This is a genomic window from Myroides sp. LoEW2-1 (assembly GCF_009767705.1).
Lineage (GTDB): Bacteria > Bacteroidota > Bacteroidia > Flavobacteriales > Flavobacteriaceae > Flavobacterium > Flavobacterium album_A.
Map to the genome: position 1 here is coordinate 1 of NZ_WSPP01000028.1, position 22,188 is coordinate 22,188.

The 22,188-nt window shown below is 35.6% G+C and carries 15 protein-coding genes; 5 read left to right on the forward strand and 10 right to left on the reverse strand.

Annotated features, from left to right (window positions below; translation table 11 throughout):
- On the forward strand, positions 1-702 hold a 702-nt coding region (locus tag GOQ24_RS02585), incomplete at its 5' end, for a hypothetical protein (protein WP_208103206.1).
- Positions 703-717: 15 nt separating this feature from the next.
- Positions 718-1,416 (forward strand): hypothetical protein, encoded by a 699-nt coding sequence (locus GOQ24_RS02590; RefSeq protein WP_155090718.1) that lies wholly within the window; start codon positions 718-720, stop codon positions 1,414-1,416.
- A gap of 94 nt (positions 1,417-1,510) precedes the next feature.
- On the opposite strand, the gene GOQ24_RS02595 is transcribed toward GOQ24_RS02590, so the two are convergent.
- The 10 genes from GOQ24_RS02595 to uvrC all read right to left on the reverse strand — a co-directional run bounded on the left by GOQ24_RS02595 (position 1,511) and on the right by uvrC (position 16,987).
- Positions 1,511-2,461, reverse strand: a complete 951-nt coding sequence (locus GOQ24_RS02595; RefSeq protein ID WP_155090717.1) for an aldo/keto reductase — start codon at positions 2,459-2,461, stop codon at positions 1,511-1,513.
- Positions 2,462-2,551: 90 nt separating this feature from the next.
- Positions 2,552-5,326 (reverse strand): TonB-dependent receptor, encoded by a 2,775-nt coding sequence (locus GOQ24_RS02600; protein WP_155090716.1) that lies wholly within the window; start codon positions 5,324-5,326, stop codon positions 2,552-2,554.
- Between the two features lie 118 nt (positions 5,327-5,444).
- The gene (pgi, locus tag GOQ24_RS02605; RefSeq protein WP_155090715.1) at positions 5,445-7,055 is read right to left on the reverse strand and encodes a glucose-6-phosphate isomerase; all 1,611 of its coding nucleotides are present in this window, start codon (positions 7,053-7,055) and stop codon (positions 5,445-5,447) included.
- A gap of 4 nt (positions 7,056-7,059) precedes the next feature.
- A complete protein-coding gene (locus GOQ24_RS02610) occupies positions 7,060-8,307 on the reverse strand; it encodes a M23 family metallopeptidase (RefSeq protein WP_230381470.1) in 1,248 nt (415 codons plus the stop codon).
- 30 nt (positions 8,308-8,337) lie between these two features.
- Complete coding sequence (locus GOQ24_RS02615; RefSeq protein ID WP_230381474.1) at positions 8,338-9,237, reverse strand: tryptophan 2,3-dioxygenase family protein; 900 nt, start codon at positions 9,235-9,237, stop codon at positions 8,338-8,340.
- A gap of 18 nt (positions 9,238-9,255) precedes the next feature.
- Positions 9,256-10,035, reverse strand: coding sequence for a DUF3108 domain-containing protein (locus tag GOQ24_RS02620; RefSeq protein ID WP_155090713.1), 780 nt, complete (start codon positions 10,033-10,035; stop codon positions 9,256-9,258).
- A gap of 260 nt (positions 10,036-10,295) precedes the next feature.
- A complete protein-coding gene (hppD, locus tag GOQ24_RS02625; RefSeq protein WP_155090712.1) occupies positions 10,296-11,456 on the reverse strand; it encodes a 4-hydroxyphenylpyruvate dioxygenase in 1,161 nt (386 codons plus the stop codon).
- A 30-nt stretch (positions 11,457-11,486) separates the two neighbouring features.
- Positions 11,487-12,653 (reverse strand): homogentisate 1,2-dioxygenase, encoded by a 1,167-nt coding sequence (locus tag GOQ24_RS02630; RefSeq protein WP_155090711.1) that lies wholly within the window; start codon positions 12,651-12,653, stop codon positions 11,487-11,489.
- Between the two features lie 280 nt (positions 12,654-12,933).
- Positions 12,934-15,171 carry a patatin-like phospholipase family protein gene (locus tag GOQ24_RS02635; protein WP_155090710.1) on the reverse strand — a complete coding sequence of 746 codons (2,238 nt, stop codon included), beginning with the start codon at positions 15,169-15,171 and terminating at the stop codon, positions 12,934-12,936.
- Positions 15,172-15,190: 19 nt separating this feature from the next.
- Positions 15,191-16,987, reverse strand: coding sequence for an excinuclease ABC subunit UvrC (uvrC, locus tag GOQ24_RS02640; RefSeq protein ID WP_155090709.1), 1,797 nt, complete (start codon positions 16,985-16,987; stop codon positions 15,191-15,193).
- Between the two features lie 356 nt (positions 16,988-17,343).
- Between uvrC and GOQ24_RS02645 the strand changes: the two genes are divergently transcribed.
- From GOQ24_RS02645 to GOQ24_RS02655, 3 genes are all read left to right on the forward strand, one after another.
- Positions 17,344-18,294 carry a succinylglutamate desuccinylase/aspartoacylase family protein gene (locus GOQ24_RS02645; RefSeq protein WP_155090708.1) on the forward strand — a complete coding sequence of 317 codons (951 nt, stop codon included), beginning with the start codon at positions 17,344-17,346 and terminating at the stop codon, positions 18,292-18,294.
- The gene (locus GOQ24_RS02650) at positions 18,291-18,854 is read left to right on the forward strand and encodes a 5-formyltetrahydrofolate cyclo-ligase (protein WP_155090707.1); all 564 of its coding nucleotides are present in this window, start codon (positions 18,291-18,293) and stop codon (positions 18,852-18,854) included. The genes GOQ24_RS02645 and GOQ24_RS02650 overlap by 4 nt, the downstream gene beginning before the upstream one ends.
- 159 nt (positions 18,855-19,013) lie before the next feature.
- Entirely contained in the window at positions 19,014-22,178 is a 3,165-nt protein-coding gene (locus tag GOQ24_RS02655) for a S41 family peptidase (protein ID WP_155090706.1), read from the forward strand.
- The last annotated feature ends 10 nt before the right edge of the window (positions 22,179-22,188 follow it).

Sequence of the window (22,188 nt, forward strand, 5' to 3'; positions counted from 1 at the left end):
ATATATACAAATTTAACATTGAAGTTTTTTAAATATATTTTCCTTCTTGCTGTAGGTGTATTTCTTTACTATTTATTAAAGGATACTGCACCTTTTATGTATAAAGTATACAAGGAGTTCTTTTCAACAGAATCAGCTATACCAACAGCTATAAAGAAAATGGTTACTTACAAAAAGTATGAAACGACAATTATTGCAAAAGGGAGAATAGAATCTGATATAACTGTATTTTCGTATCAACCAGAACAGGTTACTTTAAAACTGCAAACAGCTGATCAAGAGGTTTTCGAATATGTAACAGTTAGAGACGGTATAAATTACTATCAATTAGGAGATCAAGTAAACTTATATCGCGATACCAAAACAAGTAAGCAATATATATTCGATTATGATCAGCAAACTGACATACTAATACAACTCGCAGTTATTCAATTAGTTCTTTACTCTATTGGTAAAATGTCCACCTCGTTAAAAGGACGCTATGGAAGTCTTATAATTGTAGGTGTTCAATATATACTTAGACTTCCTACATTTACTTGTCTAATGCTTTTGTTAATATATCTCAATATCGATCTGGCCAATAGGGTAGAAAATGGAGATAGGATACCAATATATTTAGTTACATTCTTTGGAAGTATCCTATACATAGTCTTTATTATTAAGCTTTATCTCTATATCTCAGAAGCTAAAAAAGACAAATAAGCTCATTTCCTAAATATGAAAAAATATATTATCAAGAAGATTCCACTTATTGCGTTAGTTTTATTCTTAATCTTTGTACTATATCCCTATCGTCACTTTCCGATGGCATTTGTCAATATGATTTCTTCTTCAGAAATGCCATTAGGTAAGCATATCATAGCAATTACCTCTTATGACAAATTAAAAGGAACAGTACAAGATATAAAACAAAATAGGAGAGAGATTGAGAAACATATAGGTCTACTCAATGAGAAAGGGGAATACATAAAACACAAAGTAGATTCTAACGAATACGATTTCTACAAAACAGGCAAACAGATAACTTATTACCAAAATCCTTTCAGTCAAGAAACTTATGTCTTTGATTTGGAAACCCAAATATACCTGATAATTCAGATAGGTTTTGGATTGTTAGTTGTTTTTTTCTTAATGTCTAAACTCAGAAAGCTATTAAGTACGAAGTTTAAGTTTATTTATCTATTGTATATCTACTTATTTAAACCACTATTTTACACTCCTTTAGCTGCACTTATCATCTATACTAATATAACCCTTTATCAGTCTGTAACTGAAGAATCCATAGATTATCCCTTGAGTATCGTTATACATATCTTATCTGGTATCGCTTTGATAATCTATTTATATGATATGATCATACTTTTGTACTACTATACGAAAACTAAAAATAAAAGAATAATTAATTCACTTCAGTAGAATATTAGTTTTTAAGAGAATAATAAACAACAAAGGGACACAGTACGCATCCCTTTATTATTTTGCTATCCAATATGGTATTATTCGAAATCACCTAATATTCACTTGCTTTATCTAACAACACTAATTCATCACTTGTTAGCGCAATTTCTAATGCCTTAAACAAACTGTTCAATTGTTTATCAGAAGTAGCACTCACTATGGGAGTACTTATTGTTGGTTGATGTAATTGCCACGCAATCGCTATTTCTGCAATTGTTGCATTATGCTGCTTTGCTACATCCTCGCATTGAGCGATTATGCGAAGTCCCCTTTCATTGATATATCCCTTAACCATTTCTCCTCTCGAACTACCTTCAATATCTTTTAATGATTGGTACTTCCCACTTAAGAAGCCACTCGCTAAGGCAAAATAAGGCATTACAGCCAGCTTATCTTGTGTAACAAAGTCAATATACTCTTGCTCATACTTCTGGCGGTCATAAAGGTTATACAATGGCTGGAGCGCAATATACTCAGACCAGCCTTTATCTCTGGCAATAGAGTTACTACTTTGTATGCGGTCAACCTCCAAGTTAGATGCACCAAGATATCTAACTTTACCTGCTCTTACTAAGTCATTAAAAGCATTCATCGTCTCTTCAACACTTGTACCCAAATCATCGTGATGAGAGAAATACAAATCGATATAGTCTGTGTTTAATCTCTTTAGGGAAGCATCAACACCCTCTATGATCTGTTTTGTTGATAAACCACGTTCAACGCCTTTCATACTTCCTCCTACTTTAGTAGATAGCACAATGTCGTGACGACGTTTATTTTGCTTTAACCACTTACCTATTATAGTTTCTGATTCGCCTCCTGAATTTCCTGTTACCCAATGAGAATAATTATTTGCCGTATCTATGAATACCAAGTCATTATCAAAAAGCTGATCTAACATCCGAAATGATTCCCTTTCATCTAATGTCCAACCAAATACATTGCCCCCAAACGACAACCTTGGAACCATTAAGTCCGATTTACCTAATCTATATTTACTCATAATTTACTTATCATTTACCTCTCTAAATTACACAATAAAAAAAGGAGATCATTACTGACCTCCTTTTTTATGATATATTTTGTATAACTCTTAGAAGTTATAACGCAATGTAAAGTTCCAAGCTCTACCGTTTCCGAAGAAAACTTCGTTAGCAGTGTCAACACCTTTCCAGTTGTTACCTGTTGCTTTTGAATCACCTTCGTGAATATTAGTTCTTGAATAAGAAATATAAGTAGTATCAAATACGTTGTTTACGTTTACACGCATAGTAACGCTATTTTGTTTTTCTTTTCCTACTTCCATTTTATAAGATAATCCAGCATCAAATAAATTGAATGCAGGTAACTTAATAGATCCTTTATGTTTTGAAGTACCAAAGTCATTTGGATTAATAGCTGCATAGAATTTATCATTGTAACGGAAGTTACCATCTACTTTTAATCCTGGTAAAATTTCATAAGCTGCTCCTAAATTGAAGATAAACTGTGGTGCATCACCAACTTTAACACCATCTAAGTATAAAGTCTTGTTCATTGGAGCATTTGTATTTGGATCAAGAATTGGTTGATTAGTTCCCTCATCTAAGAAATCTGCAGAAACATTACCTTTATATTGCCAATCTCCCCAAGATAAAGATCCTGTAATATCTAAACGATCAATTGGATTATAAATAAAGTCAAGTTCCATTCCCACGTGTACTTGTTCAATTCCATAAAGGTTAGCATAACCTGGAGTCTGTACACCATCTTTTCCTACACCAAAGATATCTCTTTCAAATACACGTTGAATTCTATCTTTCCAAGATGTGCGGTATAAGTTAAGGTTAGCTCTGAAGTTATCAAGACGCAAACCATACCCTAACTCTAATCCAAAAATCTTTTCATTTTTCAAACTTGGGTTAATATCATTGCTATTATTGATATAAACACCATTGTTCATAAATGGCTGACGAGAGAAGTACCCAGAGTTAACGAACACATTGTGGTTCTCGTTAATATTGTAGTTAAAACCTCCTTTTACACTACCTCCTGAAAGACTTTTCCAAGAAGTTTTATATGTATCAGCACCTTCAGCTTCATTTCTATTATATCTCATATAGTCAATTCTTCTGAACCACTGATTTGAGATAGACCCTTGAACAAACACAGTTAAATTGTCTTTGCTGTACTCTACTTGACCAAATCCACCTAACCATTTAACGTTACCGTCATTGTCATAAGCAACTTTATCTCTTTTACTCCAATCAACCCAAGGATTAGCAGGAGCTTTACTGTTATAAGTAGAAGAAATAACTCTTTGTCCATCAGTTTTGTGTTCAACATCCACATACCCTTGTGCACCTAATAAATCATCTAAAACTTGGAAGTGGTATCCAACATAAGTACGAGCATCAACTCCAATATCAAAATTCCAATTCTCGTTAACTTTAGCGTTTAAGTTCATCACAGTTCCATACCAGTCATGTGAATTTACACTTGTACGACGAACAAAACCATTGTTTTTATCAGAATAATACTCTCCGTTGATACGCTTTTTATCAGCTCCAAAATCTGCTACATGCTTTCCTGAGTTCCAAGCAGCGATATCATCGAAACGAATATTACCGTACATGTCCTTAAACATTGCATCTCTTTGGCTTTTACCGTTGATTTTACCAATTGAACCATTTCCTCCTCCACGGCCCCAAGAACCATAAGCAACAGTATTCAAAGTAAAAATATCATTAATTTTATAATCCCAGTTTAATGAAGCTACTGGTTTGTTATAGAAGTTACGAGCCCAAGAATAACCTTCTCCATTATACGTTCCATAATCAGGATTATATCTTCTATTTGGCTTACCGTCTCCACTATACTTTAAGTAATCTTCAATTGTTGGGTTAGTACTTCTTTGATTGTGCCATTGATTTGCACCTGTAAAAGTAAACTGTACATTGTGTTTACTATCTTTTGATCTATACCCTAAACCTAAGAAATAAGCAACACTTTCGAAATCTGTCCCTTGAACATAACCATCACCTCTTGTATAAGACATCAAGATAGAAGCAGACAATCCGTTATCTAAAATTCCTGTATTATACGAAGCTGATCCTTTGAAATAGTTATCATTACCGATACCAGCAGATAATGAACCTCCTTCTTTCATATCAGACGTTTTTGTCAAGATATTCATTGTACCTCCTACAGAAGAAATAGCAATTTTAGAAGATCCTAATCCACGTTGTACTTGTACTGCTGAAGCCACATCTTGAGCACCAGCCCAGTTAGACCAATACACAGAACCACCTTCCATATCGTTAACAGGCATACCATTAACTAATACAGCAACGTTCTTTTGGTCAAATCCACGGATATTAATTTTAGAATCTCCAAATCCTCCTCCTCCTTGAGAAGCATACACTGATGGAGTAGTGTTTAAAATTTCAGGAAACTCTTGAGAACCAAGTTTTTCTTGAATAACAGAAGCTTTAATTGTAGAAACAGCTACTGGTGTCTTACGGTCTTTTGCTACGTCAGCAACTCCCATAATAACAATGTCCTCAAGCATATTTTCATCTGCGTTTAGAACAATTGTTCCCAAGTTAATTTTATTGTCAGCCCCAACTTTAAAAGGTACTGTTTTTGTTTTAAATCCAATGAAAGAGATCGTAATCTCACCACTGTCTTTTGAAACATTTAGTTCAAAATCTCCATCCATTCCTGTCGATGTACCATTTTGACTACCTTTAACTAATACTGTAGAACCTGGTAAACCTTGTTTAAACTCATGGTCTACTACAATACCTGTTACTTTGTTTTGTGAAAGTGCAGATGCTGATGCGAGTACAACTACGCAAGATAGCATCCAGTTCTTCAAATTTTTCATTGTAAAAGTGTAAGTGATAAATTATTTTTTTCGCAACAAATGTACAAAAACATATAACCTTAATGTTATGTAGACATTAATTTTAACTTTTTACTTCTATTTAGAAAAATTCTAAATCCTAATTCGATAAATAATAGTTGATTAAGAAGCTTGTAGAACAGTCGTGCTCACTGACTTTTTTTGACTTTATCTCCTCCTGAATATTCTTTGCTAAAACTTTTCCATACTCCACGCCAAATTGATCAAAGCTAAAAATGTTCCAAATAATTCCCTGAACAAAAGTCTTGTGTTCATACATTGCAATAATCTGACCTAAAGTTTCAGGGGTCAACTGTTCAAACAAAAAGGTATTTGTTGGCTTATTTCCTTCAAAATCTCTGAAATTCCTCAACATTTCTAATTCGCCTTCTTGCCTTTTTCGACCGCGCTTCCCTTTTAACAAAGCTTCAGTTTGTCCAAAAAAATTAGACATCAATATATCGTGGTTTGTCTTGTCCTTGTCGTGAAATGGTTTTATAAATCCAATAAAGTCAATAGGAACAACCTTCGTACCCTGATGAAATAATTGGAAAAATGCGTGTTGGGCTGTAGCTCCAACTTCTCCCCATATCAAAGTACCTGTTTGATAATTTACAGGCTGACCTTCTCTGGTTTTATCCTTGCCATTGCTCTCCATGATCATCTGCTGTAAGTGAGCAGGCAGACTGCGTAGTAAACTGCTATAAGGCACAATAGCTTCAGTCTCGTATTGATAGAAATTATTATACCATACACTAAGCAATGCCAGAATAACAGGAATATTTTGATCAAAATCAGACTGTCTAAAGTGCGTATCCATTTGATAAGCCCCCTTCAACAATCGCTCATAATTGTCATACCCTAAAGCCAAAGAAATAGAAATACCTACTGAGCTCCATAAAGAAAATCTTCCCCCAATAAAATCCCACATAGGGAAAATATTAGTTTCTTTAATACCAAAAGCAATCGCTTCTTGATTGGCAGAAGTTACAGCAACAAAGTGCTGTTCAACACTCCCTATAATATTTGAATCTAACCAAGCTTTGACATGCTTAGCATTTTCAATTGTTTCTTGCGTAGTAAATGTTTTAGATACAACCAAAACCAAAGTAGTTTCAGCATTTAGTTTTGCCAATAGAGGAAACAAATAATCATCATCTATATTCGATACAAAGTGAACGTTGAGCTGATTACTATAATTATCCAATGCCTCGACAACCATCTTTGGCCCCAAATCAGATCCACCTATACCGATATTTATAACATCTGTTATTGCCTTACCTGTAGCTCCAAGATACCTGCCTGAAATGACATCATTCGAAAATAACTTTATCTTTTCTCTTGTCTTGTAAACCTCTTTTGAAACATCCTCTCCGTCGACAAAAATAGGTTGCTGAGAAAAATCTCTTGATACAGTATGAAGAACCGCCCTATCTTCAGTTACATTAATCTTATCACCCGTAAACAGAGCCTCTATAGACTGTTTTAAATCTACTTCATTAGCTAAATCCAGCAGCAACTTCATTGTTTCTGCAGTCACCTTATTCTTTGAATAATCTAACAACAATGAATTCCATTTTACATGAAAGTCATTAACTCTATCAGCATTTTCAGCAAACAAATGCTGCATCTGTACAAATTCCATCGATTTAAAATGCTCACTTAACTTCTTCCAAGCATCTGTTCTTGATGGATTAACACTTTTCAACATGTAACTACTCTTGTAAAAATTTTGTTTGTATAACCTTATCTAATTCTGCTTTCAAAGGTACGATATGTTCTTTAAATGACGGTATATCTTTTTTATCCATTGGTTCAGAATTAGGTAAAACTTGTGAAAGTGGATCTACTTGCACGCCATTTTTCCAAAATCTATAACAAACGTGAGGGCCTGTTGCTAAACCAGTACTACCAACTAAACCAATTGTTTGCCCTTGGTCAACATACTGACCAACTTTCACTAAAATCTTTGACATGTGTAGATACTGTGTTGAATATGTTCCGTTATGTCTAACTTTTACATAATTTCCATTCCCAGCAGTATAACCAGCTCTTTCAACTACTCCTGAAGCAGTTGACATAATAGGTGTTCCTGTAGGAGCCGCATAATCAGTACCATTGTGAGATTTCCATCTTTTTTGTACGGGGTGAAAACGATTCTTAGTATATCGCGATGTTATTCTAAAGAATTTCAAAGGAGCTTTCAAGAACATACTCTTCATTGGACGACCTTCTTCATCGTAATAATCAGTACTCTTAGCACCAGATCGTTTATATGGGAATGAATATAAATCCTTACCTCTGTAATTAAAGTACGCAGCATCAATTTTTGAAATACCAACATACACAGTATCATTGATATACTTTTCCTCAATCGTAACAGCAAATCGATCATCTGGTTGCAACTTAAAAAAGTCAATCGACCATGCAAAAATCTGCGACATTCGCGTTGCCAAAGATTGATCCACACCCTCCTTCTGAAGACTCATTGATAGAGACCCTTCAATAGTTGACGCTATAGTTCTTCGTTTTATCGTAACAGGATAAGTGATTGTATATGCAGTAATAGAATCGCGCAAATCTATCACTTGATATCCAGCAATACTCGGATGGTATATAAATGCAGCTAACTTCTCTGGATCATTTTTATACTTCACTAAAGAATAAGGCTGTCCTACACGCATACCACGCACATTAATCGTATCTTTTACTTTAGTTACGATATTGTGAACTTCAGTAGCTCCAATATTATTCTCTCCAAATATCTTTCCAAGGTTATCTCCACTGCGAATCGTATCATCGACAACTTCAAAATCCTTTAAACTAAATCCATATAATTCAGCGACTACTTCATCAATATGTTCCGAATTATCACTCTCCTCAATTATAACATCATTATTATTATTCTCTTTACAAGCATAAAGAGATAAAACCATCAAAAAACCACAAAAAACTCGCTTCAAACCCTATCTTTTTTTCAACTTAACTTTTACTTACTTTCCCCAATTCTCAATTTCCTCAGAAGACCAAAGTTCTGGAAAGAAAATTCGCTTTTGGTATTGAGGCAACATATACTTCTTCCAATCGCTTCCTCCCGTTGCTTCAGAGGTACCTTCTGGTCCTTCCAAATACTTTAAAGCAGCATTATAATGACCCATTACCCAAGTAATATTAACTGTCCTATCATAATACCTCATCGCCTCAATCAAAGAAGGGGTATCTCTTACTTCTTGAGGCAATTCAACAAATTTCTGCCATAAATTTGTTTTTTCATAATCTTTCATGGCATTAATGAAAACTTTTTTGTACTTATTTTCAAACTCAGCTAACAAATATGACTTTTTACCTGTCTTATAGTCTTTACCGGCTGCCTGCCAATACATCAATTCTAACGCATCCTCCTCTGAAATATTTTGACTTAGTGTACTTTTAAAGCGAAAATCAATCAAATTTCTCCAATCCGTAGAGCCAAACTCTATTAAACGGTACTGAGCACTCTGAAATCCACTTGCTGGAGTTAGTGTCGTTCGAAATTGCATATACTGATTTCGATCCATACCATCCCCCATGATATCAAAAGAGGAAGTAAGCATATCAAAATAACGTGTGATACGCTGTAAACGCTCGACAAAAAAATCAGCTGTTATGTTTTCTTGACTCCCCACTTGATCAATCTCCCATAAAATCATTTTGAACAAAAGTTCATTTATTTGATGATACAGGATAAAGACCATTTCGTCTTTCACAGTAGTTCGTTGTGTTTGCAGGGACAACAGAGAATCAACTTGAATATAGTCCCAATAGGTAAGCGGCTTAGCATATACCAGACCTTCTAAATGCGTATCTAAATTCTGATTAATAGCACCAAACTTATCCTTTAGCGCATCTAACATTTTATCGTGTTCCATAAACTATTTACCTATAACTTCCAACTTCGACACTAAACCACTAAACTCTTCCAAATCTGCTTTCAAAGACCCTACTGCTAAACTGGCTTTAATTCGCAAAGGCACTTTATTATTGTCAGCCGAAACCCATACTGTCAAACTTTCCTTTTCCTTAAAAACGCGACCTGCCATAACGTAAGGTCTAAACTTTAGTGTTTTTATTTTTCCAAAATTAGTCTTTAAAGTCTCCTCTCCTAAATATTTCAACTTAAATCGAAATACCTCCCCATCAAAGAACATATCAATTTCTACTGATTCATTCTTTTTCAGTTCATTCAACTTGGGATATTTTCTCAAATAGTAAAATGCAGAAACAATATCCTGTACGTTTTTCACGATAGGATAAGTATTCTCCTTAGACTTTTCGTAGTCTTTCACTAAAACTTTATTGGATTTGTAATCAAAAAAACCTTCTTGATCCTTCGTATATCCTCCTTCGTCAATTTTTCGAACAAAGCGATGTGGGATCACTTTATCGCGTTCAAAATAACTTTGATAATCATCATATACTTTAAAAAACATCTTTGGCACTCCAGTAGTATAGCCAATTCCTTGTGCATGAAATACAGGAACACCATTCTGAACGGTCTCTGTTAATTTCAATGTTGCAATACCCGCATTCAAAATTCCATAGCTGATACGAAACTTCAAAAACTCACCGGCGTCAAATGCCTTTACATTTTTCTGAGCTGCAACACTTCCAATTTGGAAGAAGATTACAAGAAGAAGAAATAGTTTTTTCATAGTTGATTCTAATTTTATTCAAAAATAGCAAACAAAAAAACCCAGCCAAATAAATGACTGAGTTTTTATGCTATTAACCAACCAAAAAACTATAAATTATGAAAAATTTATTACACTCAAATAAAGCTTATGACGACCTTATTTTTGCGAGTGCAAATGTATAACTTTTTCATTAGCAAGTCAACTCATAATTAGCTTTAACTTACATTTAACTTAATAGTTCTCAAATGTTGGTTTTTTAAGTTTTAATTAACTGAATTTTAAAGGGTTCCTCGCTTTTCTTGCTCCCTTTCAATTGATTCAAATAACGCCTTAAAGTTACCAGCACCAAAACCGCGGGCACCCATTCTTTGGATTATTTCAAAAAACAATGTCGGTCTATCTTCTACAGGTTTTGTAAATATTTGCAATAGATAACCTTCCTCATCAGCATCAATCATTATGCCTAACTTCTGCAATTCTTTAATATCTTCTTTCATCATGTCCATGTGAACACCTAAGCGATTGGGAATCATATCGTAGTAAGATTGCGGTGGAGCTGATAAAAATTCAACACCTCTACGCTTCATAGCAGCAACTGTCTTGATAATATCATCTGTAGCTACAGCAATATGTTGTACCCCCGCCCCATTATAGAAGTCAAGATACTCCTCGACTTGAGATTTTTTCATTCCCTCTGCAGGTTCATTAATTGGAAACTTAATCCTTCCATTTCCATTCGACATTACTTTACTCATCAGTGCAGAGTACTCAGTATTAATTTGTTTGTCATCAAAAGACAAGAAGTTTACAAACCCCATGACATCCTCATACCACTTTACCCAAGTATTCATTTGGTTCCAACCAACATTTCCCACCATGTGATCGACATATTTTAATCCTACTGGTTCAGGGTTATAATCTGTTTCCCACTTTACAAAACCAGGCAAAAATACACCATTGTAGTTCTTGCGTTCTACAAACATATGAACCGTTTCTCCGTATGTATATATACCCGCTCTAACGGTTTCACCAAATTCATCCTTCTCTACGATTGGCTCCAAATAAGATTTCGCACCACGGCTTGTTGTTTCCTCATAAGCTTTACGCGCATCTTCAACCCACAAAGCCACGACTTTTACACCATCTCCATGTTGTACAATATGATTATTCAATTCAGATTCTGCAGTCAACGGAGTAGTCAAAACAATGCGTATTTTATCCTGTACTAATACATAAGATGCTCTATCTCTCACTCCCGTTTCCAATCCTGCATAAGCTAAAGACTGAAAACCAAAAGCGGTTTTATAAAAATGGGCTGCTTGTTTCGCATTCCCAACAATAAATTCAACGTAATCTGTTCCTAACAATGGCAAAAAATCTTGAGCTCCCTCAAATATTTTTTCCAAGCCAAATTCTACAGACTTGACTTCTTTACTCATAATTTATAGTTTTTTAAGTTGTTGTTTTTCTTAATTTTCTGGATCTAACCAAGACTGGTAATATTGCTCATCAGCAATCTTCATCGCTTCTTCTGTTACCATCAATGGCTTAAATGTATCAACCATCACGGCTAACTCTTCCGTGCTAACTTTACCAATAGATCGCTCTGCCGCACCAGGGTGTGGTCCATGAGGGATTCCGGCAGGATGAAGTGAAATATGTCCCGCAGCAATATCATTTCTACTCATAAAATCACCATCTACATAATAGAGAACTTCATCACTATCTATGTTTGAATGATTATATGGTGCAGGTATCGCTTCTGGATGATAGTCATATAGTCTTGGCACAAATGAACAAATTACAAAGGCATCGGTTTCGAATGTTTGATGCACAGGAGGTGGTTGGTGAATCCTCCCTGTAATAGGTTCAAAATCGTGAATAGAAAAAGCATATGGATAATTATAACCATCATATCCCACGACATCAAATGGATGTGTAGCATAGATCATATCAAATATCTCATCTTGTTTGCGTACCTTAATCAAGAAATCACCTTTTTCATCGTGTGTTTCAAGTTTATCTGGTCTGCGAATATCGCGTTCACAAAAAGGTGAATGTTCAAGTAGTTGTCCAAACCAATTGCGGTATCTTTTCGGTGTGTAAATAGGCCTACGCGACTCGACAATAAACAATCTATTGTCCTGCGTATCAAAGTCCATTTTATAAATTATTCCACGGGGAATTAATAGGTAATCTCCGTATTCAAATTTTAAGTTACCCAACATGGTGCGCAACGTTCCCGTGCCACGATGAACAAAGATTAACTCATCTGAATCCGTATTTTTATAAAAGTAATCCTCAGTTGATTTCTTAGGAGCAGCCAAAACAATGGTACAGTCGCTATTGGTCAAGACAGCTTTACGGCTTTCTAAAAAATCATCCTCCGGTCGAACTTCAAACCCTCTAAAACGATAAGATTGAATATTATTTGATTTGGCTACTTTTGGCGCAACACTATACTGCCCCAAAATCTTCTTTACCTGTGTAGGTCGGTGTACATGGTACATATTGGTAGACATTCCGTCAAATCCAATGGTACCGAATAATTGTTCGTAGTACAAGTCCCCATTCTCTTTTCGGAAAATGGTGTGACGTTTAGGGGGAACTTTCCCTAATTGATGATATAAAGGCATACTTATTTATATTTTTTGGTTGGTAATAGATAATATAAAAGTAATGTTACCTCATTCAGGATTTCTCTTGATGAGGAACTTTAAATAAGCCAATAAACCGTCCCATTGTATTTTCATAATATCACAAATATCGAAATAATTTTATCTTATGCAAATTTTTATCCAAATATTATTTCACATACCACAATTTTAATACCTCAACATTAACTATATCACAAAAAAGGGGCACTTGGTAAAACCAAATGCCCCGAAAATTATAATTTCATCATTGAATCTTCTTCTAAAACCAAAAACCAACGGCAAATACTGTGTAAGTTCGACCCGTATCAGGCGAATACGTAAATTTTGCTTCGATTGGTCCCAAAACGGTTTGCATACCATATCCTACAGCATATCCAGAGTATTTAATCTTCGAAAACCAATTCGAAGTTGAAAAAATATCTTCTCCTGCATTAGCGTAGTTTGCTGAGAAATTGATGTGGTGCTTTTTAAAAATTTCATAATCTAACTGTATGGTACCAGCAATAAATGAATCTCCTCCAATCCCCAACAAATCATATCCATAGAATGGAATCAAATTATCGCGATCTGCAAAACCATAGCCTCCCAAAGCATATCCAAATCCAAAGCTCGGTAGATTTCCGATTACTGCACCTAATCTTGATTTTAAATCAATCGCTAATTTGTCCGTTATGCGCGTTGCATACCCTACTTGACCAGTTATAGTAGAAAAGTTCTTAAAATTATCTCTAAAATCACTGGAAAGGAAGAAATTCCTATACTCTCCCTTCAACAGAAAACCGCTGCGAGGAAAATACATATTGTCATAGGTATCAACTAAGACATTTACAAAACCTCCCAAATAATGACTCGCGTCAAAACGCGCATCTTCTTGCCTTAAGGTCTTACTCTTTATATCTAAATATCTATGCTCAAATCCAACGCTTAACAAATACTTTTGTTGATAAAAAGTCTGAAAGTACAACCTGTTTTCAAGATCTGCATAATCGACATTGAACTTACTTGGAGCACCATCTATATCAAGATCCCCGCCTGTTGCTTCTACCATCATGCTATAAGGTAAATCTCGACTAAACTTATTGTACTTTGAATTGATTCCAACACTCCAATAAAAACCGTTATCGACAAAATAATTAAAATTATATCGCACATTATCGCCAAGAGCTAAATCAATCGAGGCAACGTCACTTTTCAAGAATAGCTTCTTCTGTGTAACATTTACTAATGCAGCTGCTTTATACAAAGCGTCATAATGCACCCCTAATTTTAAATAGCGATTCACCGGATTCTCTACAAGATCCATATCTAAGTCATCTCCTTCTCCAGTAGTACTGCGATTAAACTTATAGGAAATGCTACTGAAGTTTTCTGTTCCGTTCAATTGTGTAATCCCCTTGTCTAACTGATCAAAAGAAACTTTGCTAAATGGCTTAAAACCAAGCTTACCGTGAACATAACGCTGAGTGTACTTGCTTAAACCATCAATATTAATATCTTTTATATTCAGAGAGTCAGTGTATTTCTCAACATAGTGATTCTCCTTTACTTTTGGAGTACCACCTATCGCTCTAAGTTCATCTATCACCTTTTCTGTCGCTTCCTCTCCTCTTTTAATAATCACCTCACCGGAGTCAAAAGATACCACAGAATACCCTACAATATCAGGTTTAATATAAATATTCGTAAAAGGCTTTTTAGCGTTCATTTGGTTGATTGTCGAGAAATTTGAAATCTGCAATAACAAATCTGGAGCGCCTTCCATCTCTTCACTCGTTTTCAAACCATCTTGCACATCAACCCCGATAATAACCTCAGCCCCCATCTTCTTAAGCTCGTGAAGTGGGTAGTTATTAACAACTCCTCCGTCAATTAAAAATCGACCGTCGATCTCTACTGGCGCAAATAATGAAGGAAAAGCACCACTGGCCAAAATAGCTTGGGGCAGATACCCTTTATCTAATACAACCGCCTCCCCTGTCTCAGCATCTGTAGCAATACATAAAAACGGGGTCTTTAATTCGCTAAAATCTCTTATATGACGGACATGTGCCAACAACTTATTCATCAAGTTATAATTGTACATCCCACGTGATAAAGCTTTTGGAAAACCTATTTTAAAATTGTTAAATGGCAGCGTCAAAGCGTATATTTCGTCATTCTTCTTTTCATAGAATGACTTGGAAATACGAGGAATATAATCCTTTATAAGAGCCGACACATCAATTGAGTTAAAAATGGAATCCAGCTCCGAAGAAGTATACCCTGCAGCATAAAGTCCTCCAACAATTGCACCCATACTCGTACCTGCAACATAGTCTACCTTTATCCCTTCTCTTTCCAAAACTTTCAACACCCCAATATGTGCTAACCCTTTCGCACCTCCTCCACTTAAAACAAGTCCTATTTTAGGCTTGTGATTTGTCAACGTATCATTCTGGGCTTTAACTCCTGCGGAACCCAACAGAAAAAGTAAAACAAATAGGTATATTTTTTTCATATATTGCTCATTTTGAGCGCTAATTTACTTTAAAATATTCAATTAATAGTTTAGTTTTTGATTTTCCTACCACCTTTTCTAACTCTTCTTCTGAAGCTTCTTTAATCTTTTTGGTAGATTTAAAATGATTCATCAATGTTACTTTTGTCTTTTCACCTATTCCTGGTATATTATCCAATATACTCGTGATCGCATTTTTACTGCGTTGATTGCGGTGAAAGGTAAGCCCAAATCGATGCGCTTCATCTCGAAGGTGAATTATTACTTTCATCGTTTCAGAACGCTTGTCTAAATACATCGGAATGCTGTCTCCAGGATAAAAAATCTCCTCTAATCGCTCTGCCAAACTAATAATAGGAACTTTTCCTCTAATTCCGAGCTTCTCAAGACTTTTTAATGCGACACCTAATTGTCCCTTACCTCCATCTATGACAATCAAATCCGGTAATGCCTCGCCTTCTTCAATCACCCTTTTATAACGGCGATAAACGATTTCCTCCATTGTGTCATAGTCATTTGGCCCAACTACAGTCTTCACATTAAAGTGTCTGTAATCCTTTTTGCTTGGCTTTCCATCTTTAAATACAACACAAGCAGAAACGGGATTTGTCCCTTGAATATTCGAGTTATCAAAACATTCAATATGCCTTGGTTCGCGATTCAAGCGCAAATCCTTTTGCATTTGTTGCATTATTCGATTTACATGGCGTTCTGGATCGACAATTTTAATCTGCTTCATCAAGTCAACACGGTAATATTTAGCATTGCGTTCAGACAAATCTAACAGCTGTTTCTTATCACCTAATTTGGGTACAGTCACTTTTATACTATCTGCCACCTCAACCTCAAACGGAACGATAATCTCTTTTGAATTCAAATTAAAACGCGTTCTCATCTCCGTAATAGCCAGTTCAAGCAACTCTACATCGGTCTCGTCTAACTTCTTCTTCAACTCCATAGTATGTGATCGAATAATAGCCCCATAAGACACTTGCAAAAAATTGACATAGGCTGCAGATTCGTCAGAAATGATGCTAAAAACATCAACATTGCTAATTTTAGGATTGACAATAGTCGATTTGGATTGATAATTTTCCAACAAGTCTATTTTATCTTTCACCTTTTGAGCTTCCTCGAACCTTAAATCCGAAGCTAATTCAAGCATATAGGATTTGAACCCTTTTAAACTCTCTTTGAAATTACCCTTTAAAATATCGCGGATTTCTAAAATTTTCTTTTCATACTGTTGCTCCGTTTCATAGCCCTCACAGGGTCCCATACAATTTCCAATATGATATTCTAAACAAACTTTAAACTTACCAGAACGAATATTACTCGATGTCAAATCTAAAGTACAAGTACGCAAAGGATACAACTCTTTGATTAAATCAATCAAAGTGTGTACGGTCTTAATATTTGTATATGGTCCAAAATACTCAGATCCATCCTTAACCATTCTCCTGGTCATAAAAACACGGGGAAAGGGCTCTCTTTTTATGCAAATCCAAGGATAACTCTTGTCATCTTTAAGCAATACATTATAGCGCGGTTGAAGTCTTTTAATCAAATTATTCTCCAACAATAAGGCATCCGTCTCTGTGGGTACGACGATATGCTTTATGGTCACAATTTTCTTCACTAATACGTTCGTCTTCGCGTTATCGTGAACCTTGTTAAAATAAGAACTAACTCTCTTTTTTAGATTCTTTGCCTTACCGACATACAATATCTTATCGTCCTTATCATAGTATTGATAAACGCCTGGTTGATCAGGTAATGTCTGTATCTGAATCGCTAAAGAAGGGGAAACTTGCATAAGTAAATATTATACTCACAAAAATACTAAAACTATTTATACTCCATACGGATTACAAATCTACGAGAACTGTTAGACGCAATATATTATATCTCTACTGTCGAGTTCCCGATATCACAGATTTAAAATCCATGATACTCTACTCCCTATCATCCCTATATGTTCGGCAGATGATAGCATAGTGATAGGCTTATTATGGTACTTTTTAGCCGACCACAAGCCTATCAATAGCCGACCACAAGCCGACCACCCTTTAAATAAAAGCTAAAAACACCATTATTCATGATTTGTCTGGGTCGATTAAAACGCAAATCCGAAACTTTTAATATCTTCACATTTTGAAAAGCAAGAGTACTATGAAGATACTTGAAGAAACGATACAACCGGGAGAAACTAAAACACTGAACCTCGAAATCGCACGACTACATACAGCGACGAAACTTAAAATACCTGTTATAGTATCAAGGGCAAGAATAGAAGGCCCTACAGTATTGCTCTCTGCTGGACTACATGGAGATGAATTAAATGGAGTAGATATCGTACGTCAGATTGTACATCGCGGAATGAATGTTCCTAAAAGAGGAACTATTATCTGTATCCCAGTTATTAATATATTCGGATTCATCAACCAGTCAAGAGAATTTCCTGACGGTAGAGACATGAATAGGGTGTTCCCTGGTAGTAAAACGGGGTCACTTGCAGGGCGTTTTGCTCATTATCTCGTGAACTATATCTTACCACATGTGGATTACGCAATTGACTTTCACGCTGGAGGTGCGAGCAGATTTAATGCTCCGCAGATTAGAATCGCTCCAGAAAACTTGGAGTTAGAGGAATTAGCAACCATCTTCCACCCTCCCTTCTTATTGTACTCAGCACAGATTGCGGGATCTTTTAGAAATGCTTGTGCCAAGAAAGGAATCAAGATGTTGTTATTCGAAGGAGGAAAGTCCTTGGATATCAATTCTGAGGTATCAGAAATGGGAGTTGAAGGAACTAAGCGATTCTTGCATTCTTTTGATATGTTGAAAGACGAATTTAGTACCTGTCTGCCTAAAGAGAAAATGACTATTATCACCAACTCTATTTGGGTTAGAGCAAAGCGATCAGGCTTACTACACGATCAGGTTAAAATAGGTTCGTATGTAGAAAAAGGAGCTGTATTAGCTGAAATTTCAGATCCTTATGGAAAGGAAAATACTGCAATTAAAGCACCTAATGCAGGCTATATCATCAATGTTAATGATGCCCCTATTGTCTATCAAGGAGATGCTGTATTTCACATCTCAAAAACATTAAAAAAATGAATAAAGAAGAATTAAGATTAAAATATAAAACCTTACGCGATAACTTAGAACTCAATAGAATAGATGACCTCAGTTTAGAGATTGCCAATCAAGTATTACAATTACCCATTTGGGATAAAGTGAACTACCATCTATTTCTAAGTATTCGCAACAAGAAAGAAATAGATACAGAATACCTACTGCAGATATTAGCGGGCAAGGATAAGAATGTAGTCTTATCTAAATCTAATTTTAAAGAGGGAACATTATCACACTACCTCTTGACGGATAACACTACAATAAAAGTCAATAGTTATGGGATTCCAGAACCTATAGACGGCATCCAAGTAAGCGAACAACAACTTGATGTAATCTTCGTTCCTCTATTAGCCTATGACAAGAAGGGAAATAGAATCGGTTATGGCAAGGGGTTCTATGATAGATTCTTAGCAAAATGCAAGCCTGATGTAATTAAAGTAGGATTAAGTTTCTTCCCTCCAGAAGACCTTGTCATCGATGTAAGAGAAGGAGATATCCCCCTTGACTATTGCATCACACCAACAGAAGTATATCGATTTTAAATCATTATAAAACGGGACATTATTAAATTATTGTCTCGTTCTTTTTTTAAGTTCATTTCATCAGACAACGTTACACTTAGCATAATATGATTACATAAAAGGCATTCTATATTAGTCCATTACCGAAAATATTTTTATGTTTAATAAAAATATTAACCAATGATTAAAAATACAATCACTTTACTAACACTTTCTCTTCTAAGTGTAGCATGGGGACAGCATTCGCCAAAATTTGCTTCAACTCCATCGCTAAGTCCCGATGGCAAAACTACTTACTTTAGCTATAACGGCGATATATGGCAAGCTCCAACTGCTGGAGGAGAAGCCTTAAGAATAACAGCATTAGAAGGCAATGAAACTAATCCCCGCGTGTCACCTGATGGCAAGTGGTTAGCATTCACCTCAGGGCAATACGGCAATAAAGATGTTTTCTTGATGCCCCTAACTGGCGGACAAATCACACAGCTAACTTACCACCAGGCCTCTGACGAAGTAGAAAGCTGGAGCTGGGACAGCAAACAAATATACATTACCTCAAATGCCAATAACAACTTTGGCTCCTATGTGATTGACCTAAATGGCGGTACTCCAAAACCCTTATTTACCAACTACTTTAACAACACAAATGGATTAGTCGTTACTCCATCTGGTGAATACCTTTTTACAAGCTCTATGGAAAGCGCAAGTCAGACGACTCGTAAGCGCTATAAAGGAGAGAACAACCCAGACATACTTGGCTATAATCCAACTACGAAAGAATTCAAATCCTACACAGATTATGAAGGAAAGGATTTTAATCCTACCGTTGATAAGCAAGGTAAAATATACTTTATTTCAGATGAGAACAATGGTAACTATAACTTATACACCTTCGACAACGGGAAAAAAGTAGCCTTGACTAATTTCGATACTTCTATCAAAAAGCCTTATGTATCTGCTGATGGTAGCAAAGTTGTCTTTGAAAAAGACTATATGATTTACGTATTTGACACAGCTACGAAATCTGTCACTCCGTTAACTACTACTGTAAATACAAATAAGGCTATTGAAAAGGAACAGTCCTATGTAGTTGAAGATAATATCAGCTACTTCGATGTTTCACCCGATACAAAGAAGATTGCATTCGTTAGTCGTGGGATATTATTCGTATCTGACATCGAAGGAAAATTCATTCAAGCAGTAACGGATGGCAAAGAACGCGTTATGGAAGTAAAGTGGCTAAAAGACAACGAGACTTTGTTGTATAGTCAGACTTTTAATGGATATCAAAACTGGTTTAAAAGATCCGCTAATGGCAAGGGAAATCCCACTCAATTAACTAATGATAATCGCAACAACAGAGATATTACTTTAAACAAAGAAATGACTAAGGCGGTCTATCTTAGTGGACGAGATGAAGTGAGACTATTAAACCTAAAGGACAATACTTCTAAAGTAATTGTCAAAGACGAAATATGGGCATTCCAAAACTCAACTCCTTCTTTCTCTCCTAATGGGGAATATGTACTATTCACTGCTAAGCGCAATTTTGAAGAGGACATCTTTATTCACCACATCACAAAGAATGAGACAATCAACTTAACGAATACTGGAGTAGCCGAGTCTGCGCCATATTGGTCTCCTAATGGCAAGCATATCTACTTTATGAGTGATCGACTTAATCCTTCTTATCCATTGGGAATGCAGAATCCGAGTATCTACCGTTTCGCTGTTGATTGGCAAACAGAAGCCTTTAAATCTGATCAATTTGACAAGTTATTTGTCGATAAGAAAGAGGAAATCAAAAGTGAAATAACAAAGAAGGATAAAAAAACACAAGATAAAAAGGCAAATTCAACAAAGATAGACGGCAAGATCGTCACTTCTATCAAAGTAAATACGGATGGATTACTTGACCGAATAGAATTAGTAAGTGATCGCTTTGGCAATCAATATAATCCGATCGTATTTGCAGATGATACGAAAGAAGTGGTATTCTATAACACAAATCAAGAAAACGGAAAAAGCAATTTATACAAGACAGTTTACGAGGACTTTGAAGATAACAAAAGTGAAAAAGTATTTGACAAACGCGCTGATCAATTGCTGAAACGAAATAAGAATGTGTACGCTTTAATCGGAGGTAATATCTATAGCTTCGAGTTAAGTAAAGGAAAACCTGAGCAGATTAAAATCAAGCACAACTTTACAAAAAACTTAGCAGATGAGTTTAACCAAATGTATTATGAAACATGGGCTGGTGTAGAGGAAAACTTCTACGATGAGACGTTTCACGGCATAGATTGGAATAAAATGAAAGACCATTTCGCTCAGTATTTACCTCATGTAAACAGTAGAAGTGACCTCCGTATCTTACTGAACGATATGTTGGGGGAATTGGGATCTTCTCACTTGGGATTCAATACTACGGGAACGGAGGAGAAAACCAAACTGAACTATAGAACATACGACACAGGTATTGTATTTAGTACGGACAAGCCATATGAAGTAGAACGCATTGTGCGTAAATCTCCAGCTTATGCCACAGATATAAACATTAAACCAGGGGATGTATTAACCAAAGTGAATGGCCAAGAGGTAGCAGACAAAGTGAATAGAGATACTTATTTTACCTTCGCAAATACACAAGAAGAAATAAGCTTAACTTTCAATAGAGCAGGTAAAGAAATTACCTCTAAACTACATCCAATTTCCTTCATAGAAATGAAATCACTTTTGTATGACGAATGGATATATACAAACAAACAACGCGTAAATGACCTTAGCAACAATCGCATTGCCTATTCGTATATGAAAAATATGACGTCAACTGAGTTAGACAGATTCTTACTTGATATGGTAGAACAAGAAGCTAACAAGGAAGGGGTTATCTTAGACTTGCGTTACAATACTGGGGGCAACGTACACGACAAGGTATTAAACTTCTTATCACAAAGACCATATTTACAATGGAAATACAGAGAAGGGAAGTTAACAGTACAGAGTAACTTCACTCCAAGTGGCAAACCAATAGTACTGCTTATCAATGAATCATCTCTGAGTGATGCCGAGATGACTGCTGCAGGATTTAAAGCGTTAAAGCTTGGTAAAATTATCGGTCAAGAGACTTATAGATGGATTATCTTTACCTCTGGCAAGAGCTTAGTTGACGGTTCTTCGTATAGACTACCTTCGTGGGGTACATATACTTTAGACGGGCAAAACTTAGAAAAAACAGGTGTTGCACCAGATATTTACGTTAAAAACACTTTCGTAGATAGATTAAACAACAATGATCCTCAACTTGAAAGAGCTGTACAAGAAATTTTAAAAGAAATCAAATAGCCCTATAACA

Coding starts and splice junctions, on each gene's coding strand:
- GOQ24_RS02590 (WP_155090718.1), top strand. CDS start 718: ATGAAAAAATATATTATCAAGAAGATTCCACTTATTGCGTTAGTTTTA.
- GOQ24_RS02595 (WP_155090717.1), bottom strand. CDS start 2,461: ATGAGTAAATATAGATTAGGTAAATCGGACTTAATGGTTCCAAGGTTG.
- GOQ24_RS02600 (WP_155090716.1), bottom strand. CDS start 5,326: ATGAAAAATTTGAAGAACTGGATGCTATCTTGCGTAGTTGTACTCGCA.
- pgi (WP_155090715.1), bottom strand. CDS start 7,055: ATGTTGAAAAGTGTTAATCCATCAAGAACAGATGCTTGGAAGAAGTTA.
- GOQ24_RS02615 (WP_230381474.1), bottom strand. CDS start 9,237: ATGTTAGATGCGCTAAAGGATAAGTTTGGTGCTATTAATCAGAATTTA.
- GOQ24_RS02620 (WP_155090713.1), bottom strand. CDS start 10,035: ATGAAAAAACTATTTCTTCTTCTTGTAATCTTCTTCCAAATTGGAAGT.
- hppD (WP_155090712.1), bottom strand. CDS start 11,456: ATGAGTAAAGAAGTCAAGTCTGTAGAATTTGGCTTGGAAAAAATATTT.
- GOQ24_RS02630 (WP_155090711.1), bottom strand. CDS start 12,653: ATGCCTTTATATCATCAATTAGGGAAAGTTCCCCCTAAACGTCACACC.
- GOQ24_RS02635 (WP_155090710.1), bottom strand. CDS start 15,171: ATGAAAAAAATATACCTATTTGTTTTACTTTTTCTGTTGGGTTCCGCA.
- uvrC (WP_155090709.1), bottom strand. CDS start 16,987: ATGCAAGTTTCCCCTTCTTTAGCGATTCAGATACAGACATTACCTGAT.
- GOQ24_RS02645 (WP_155090708.1), top strand. CDS start 17,344: ATGAAGATACTTGAAGAAACGATACAACCGGGAGAAACTAAAACACTG.
- GOQ24_RS02650 (WP_155090707.1), top strand. CDS start 18,291: ATGAATAAAGAAGAATTAAGATTAAAATATAAAACCTTACGCGATAAC.
- GOQ24_RS02655 (WP_155090706.1), top strand. CDS start 19,014: ATGATTAAAAATACAATCACTTTACTAACACTTTCTCTTCTAAGTGTA.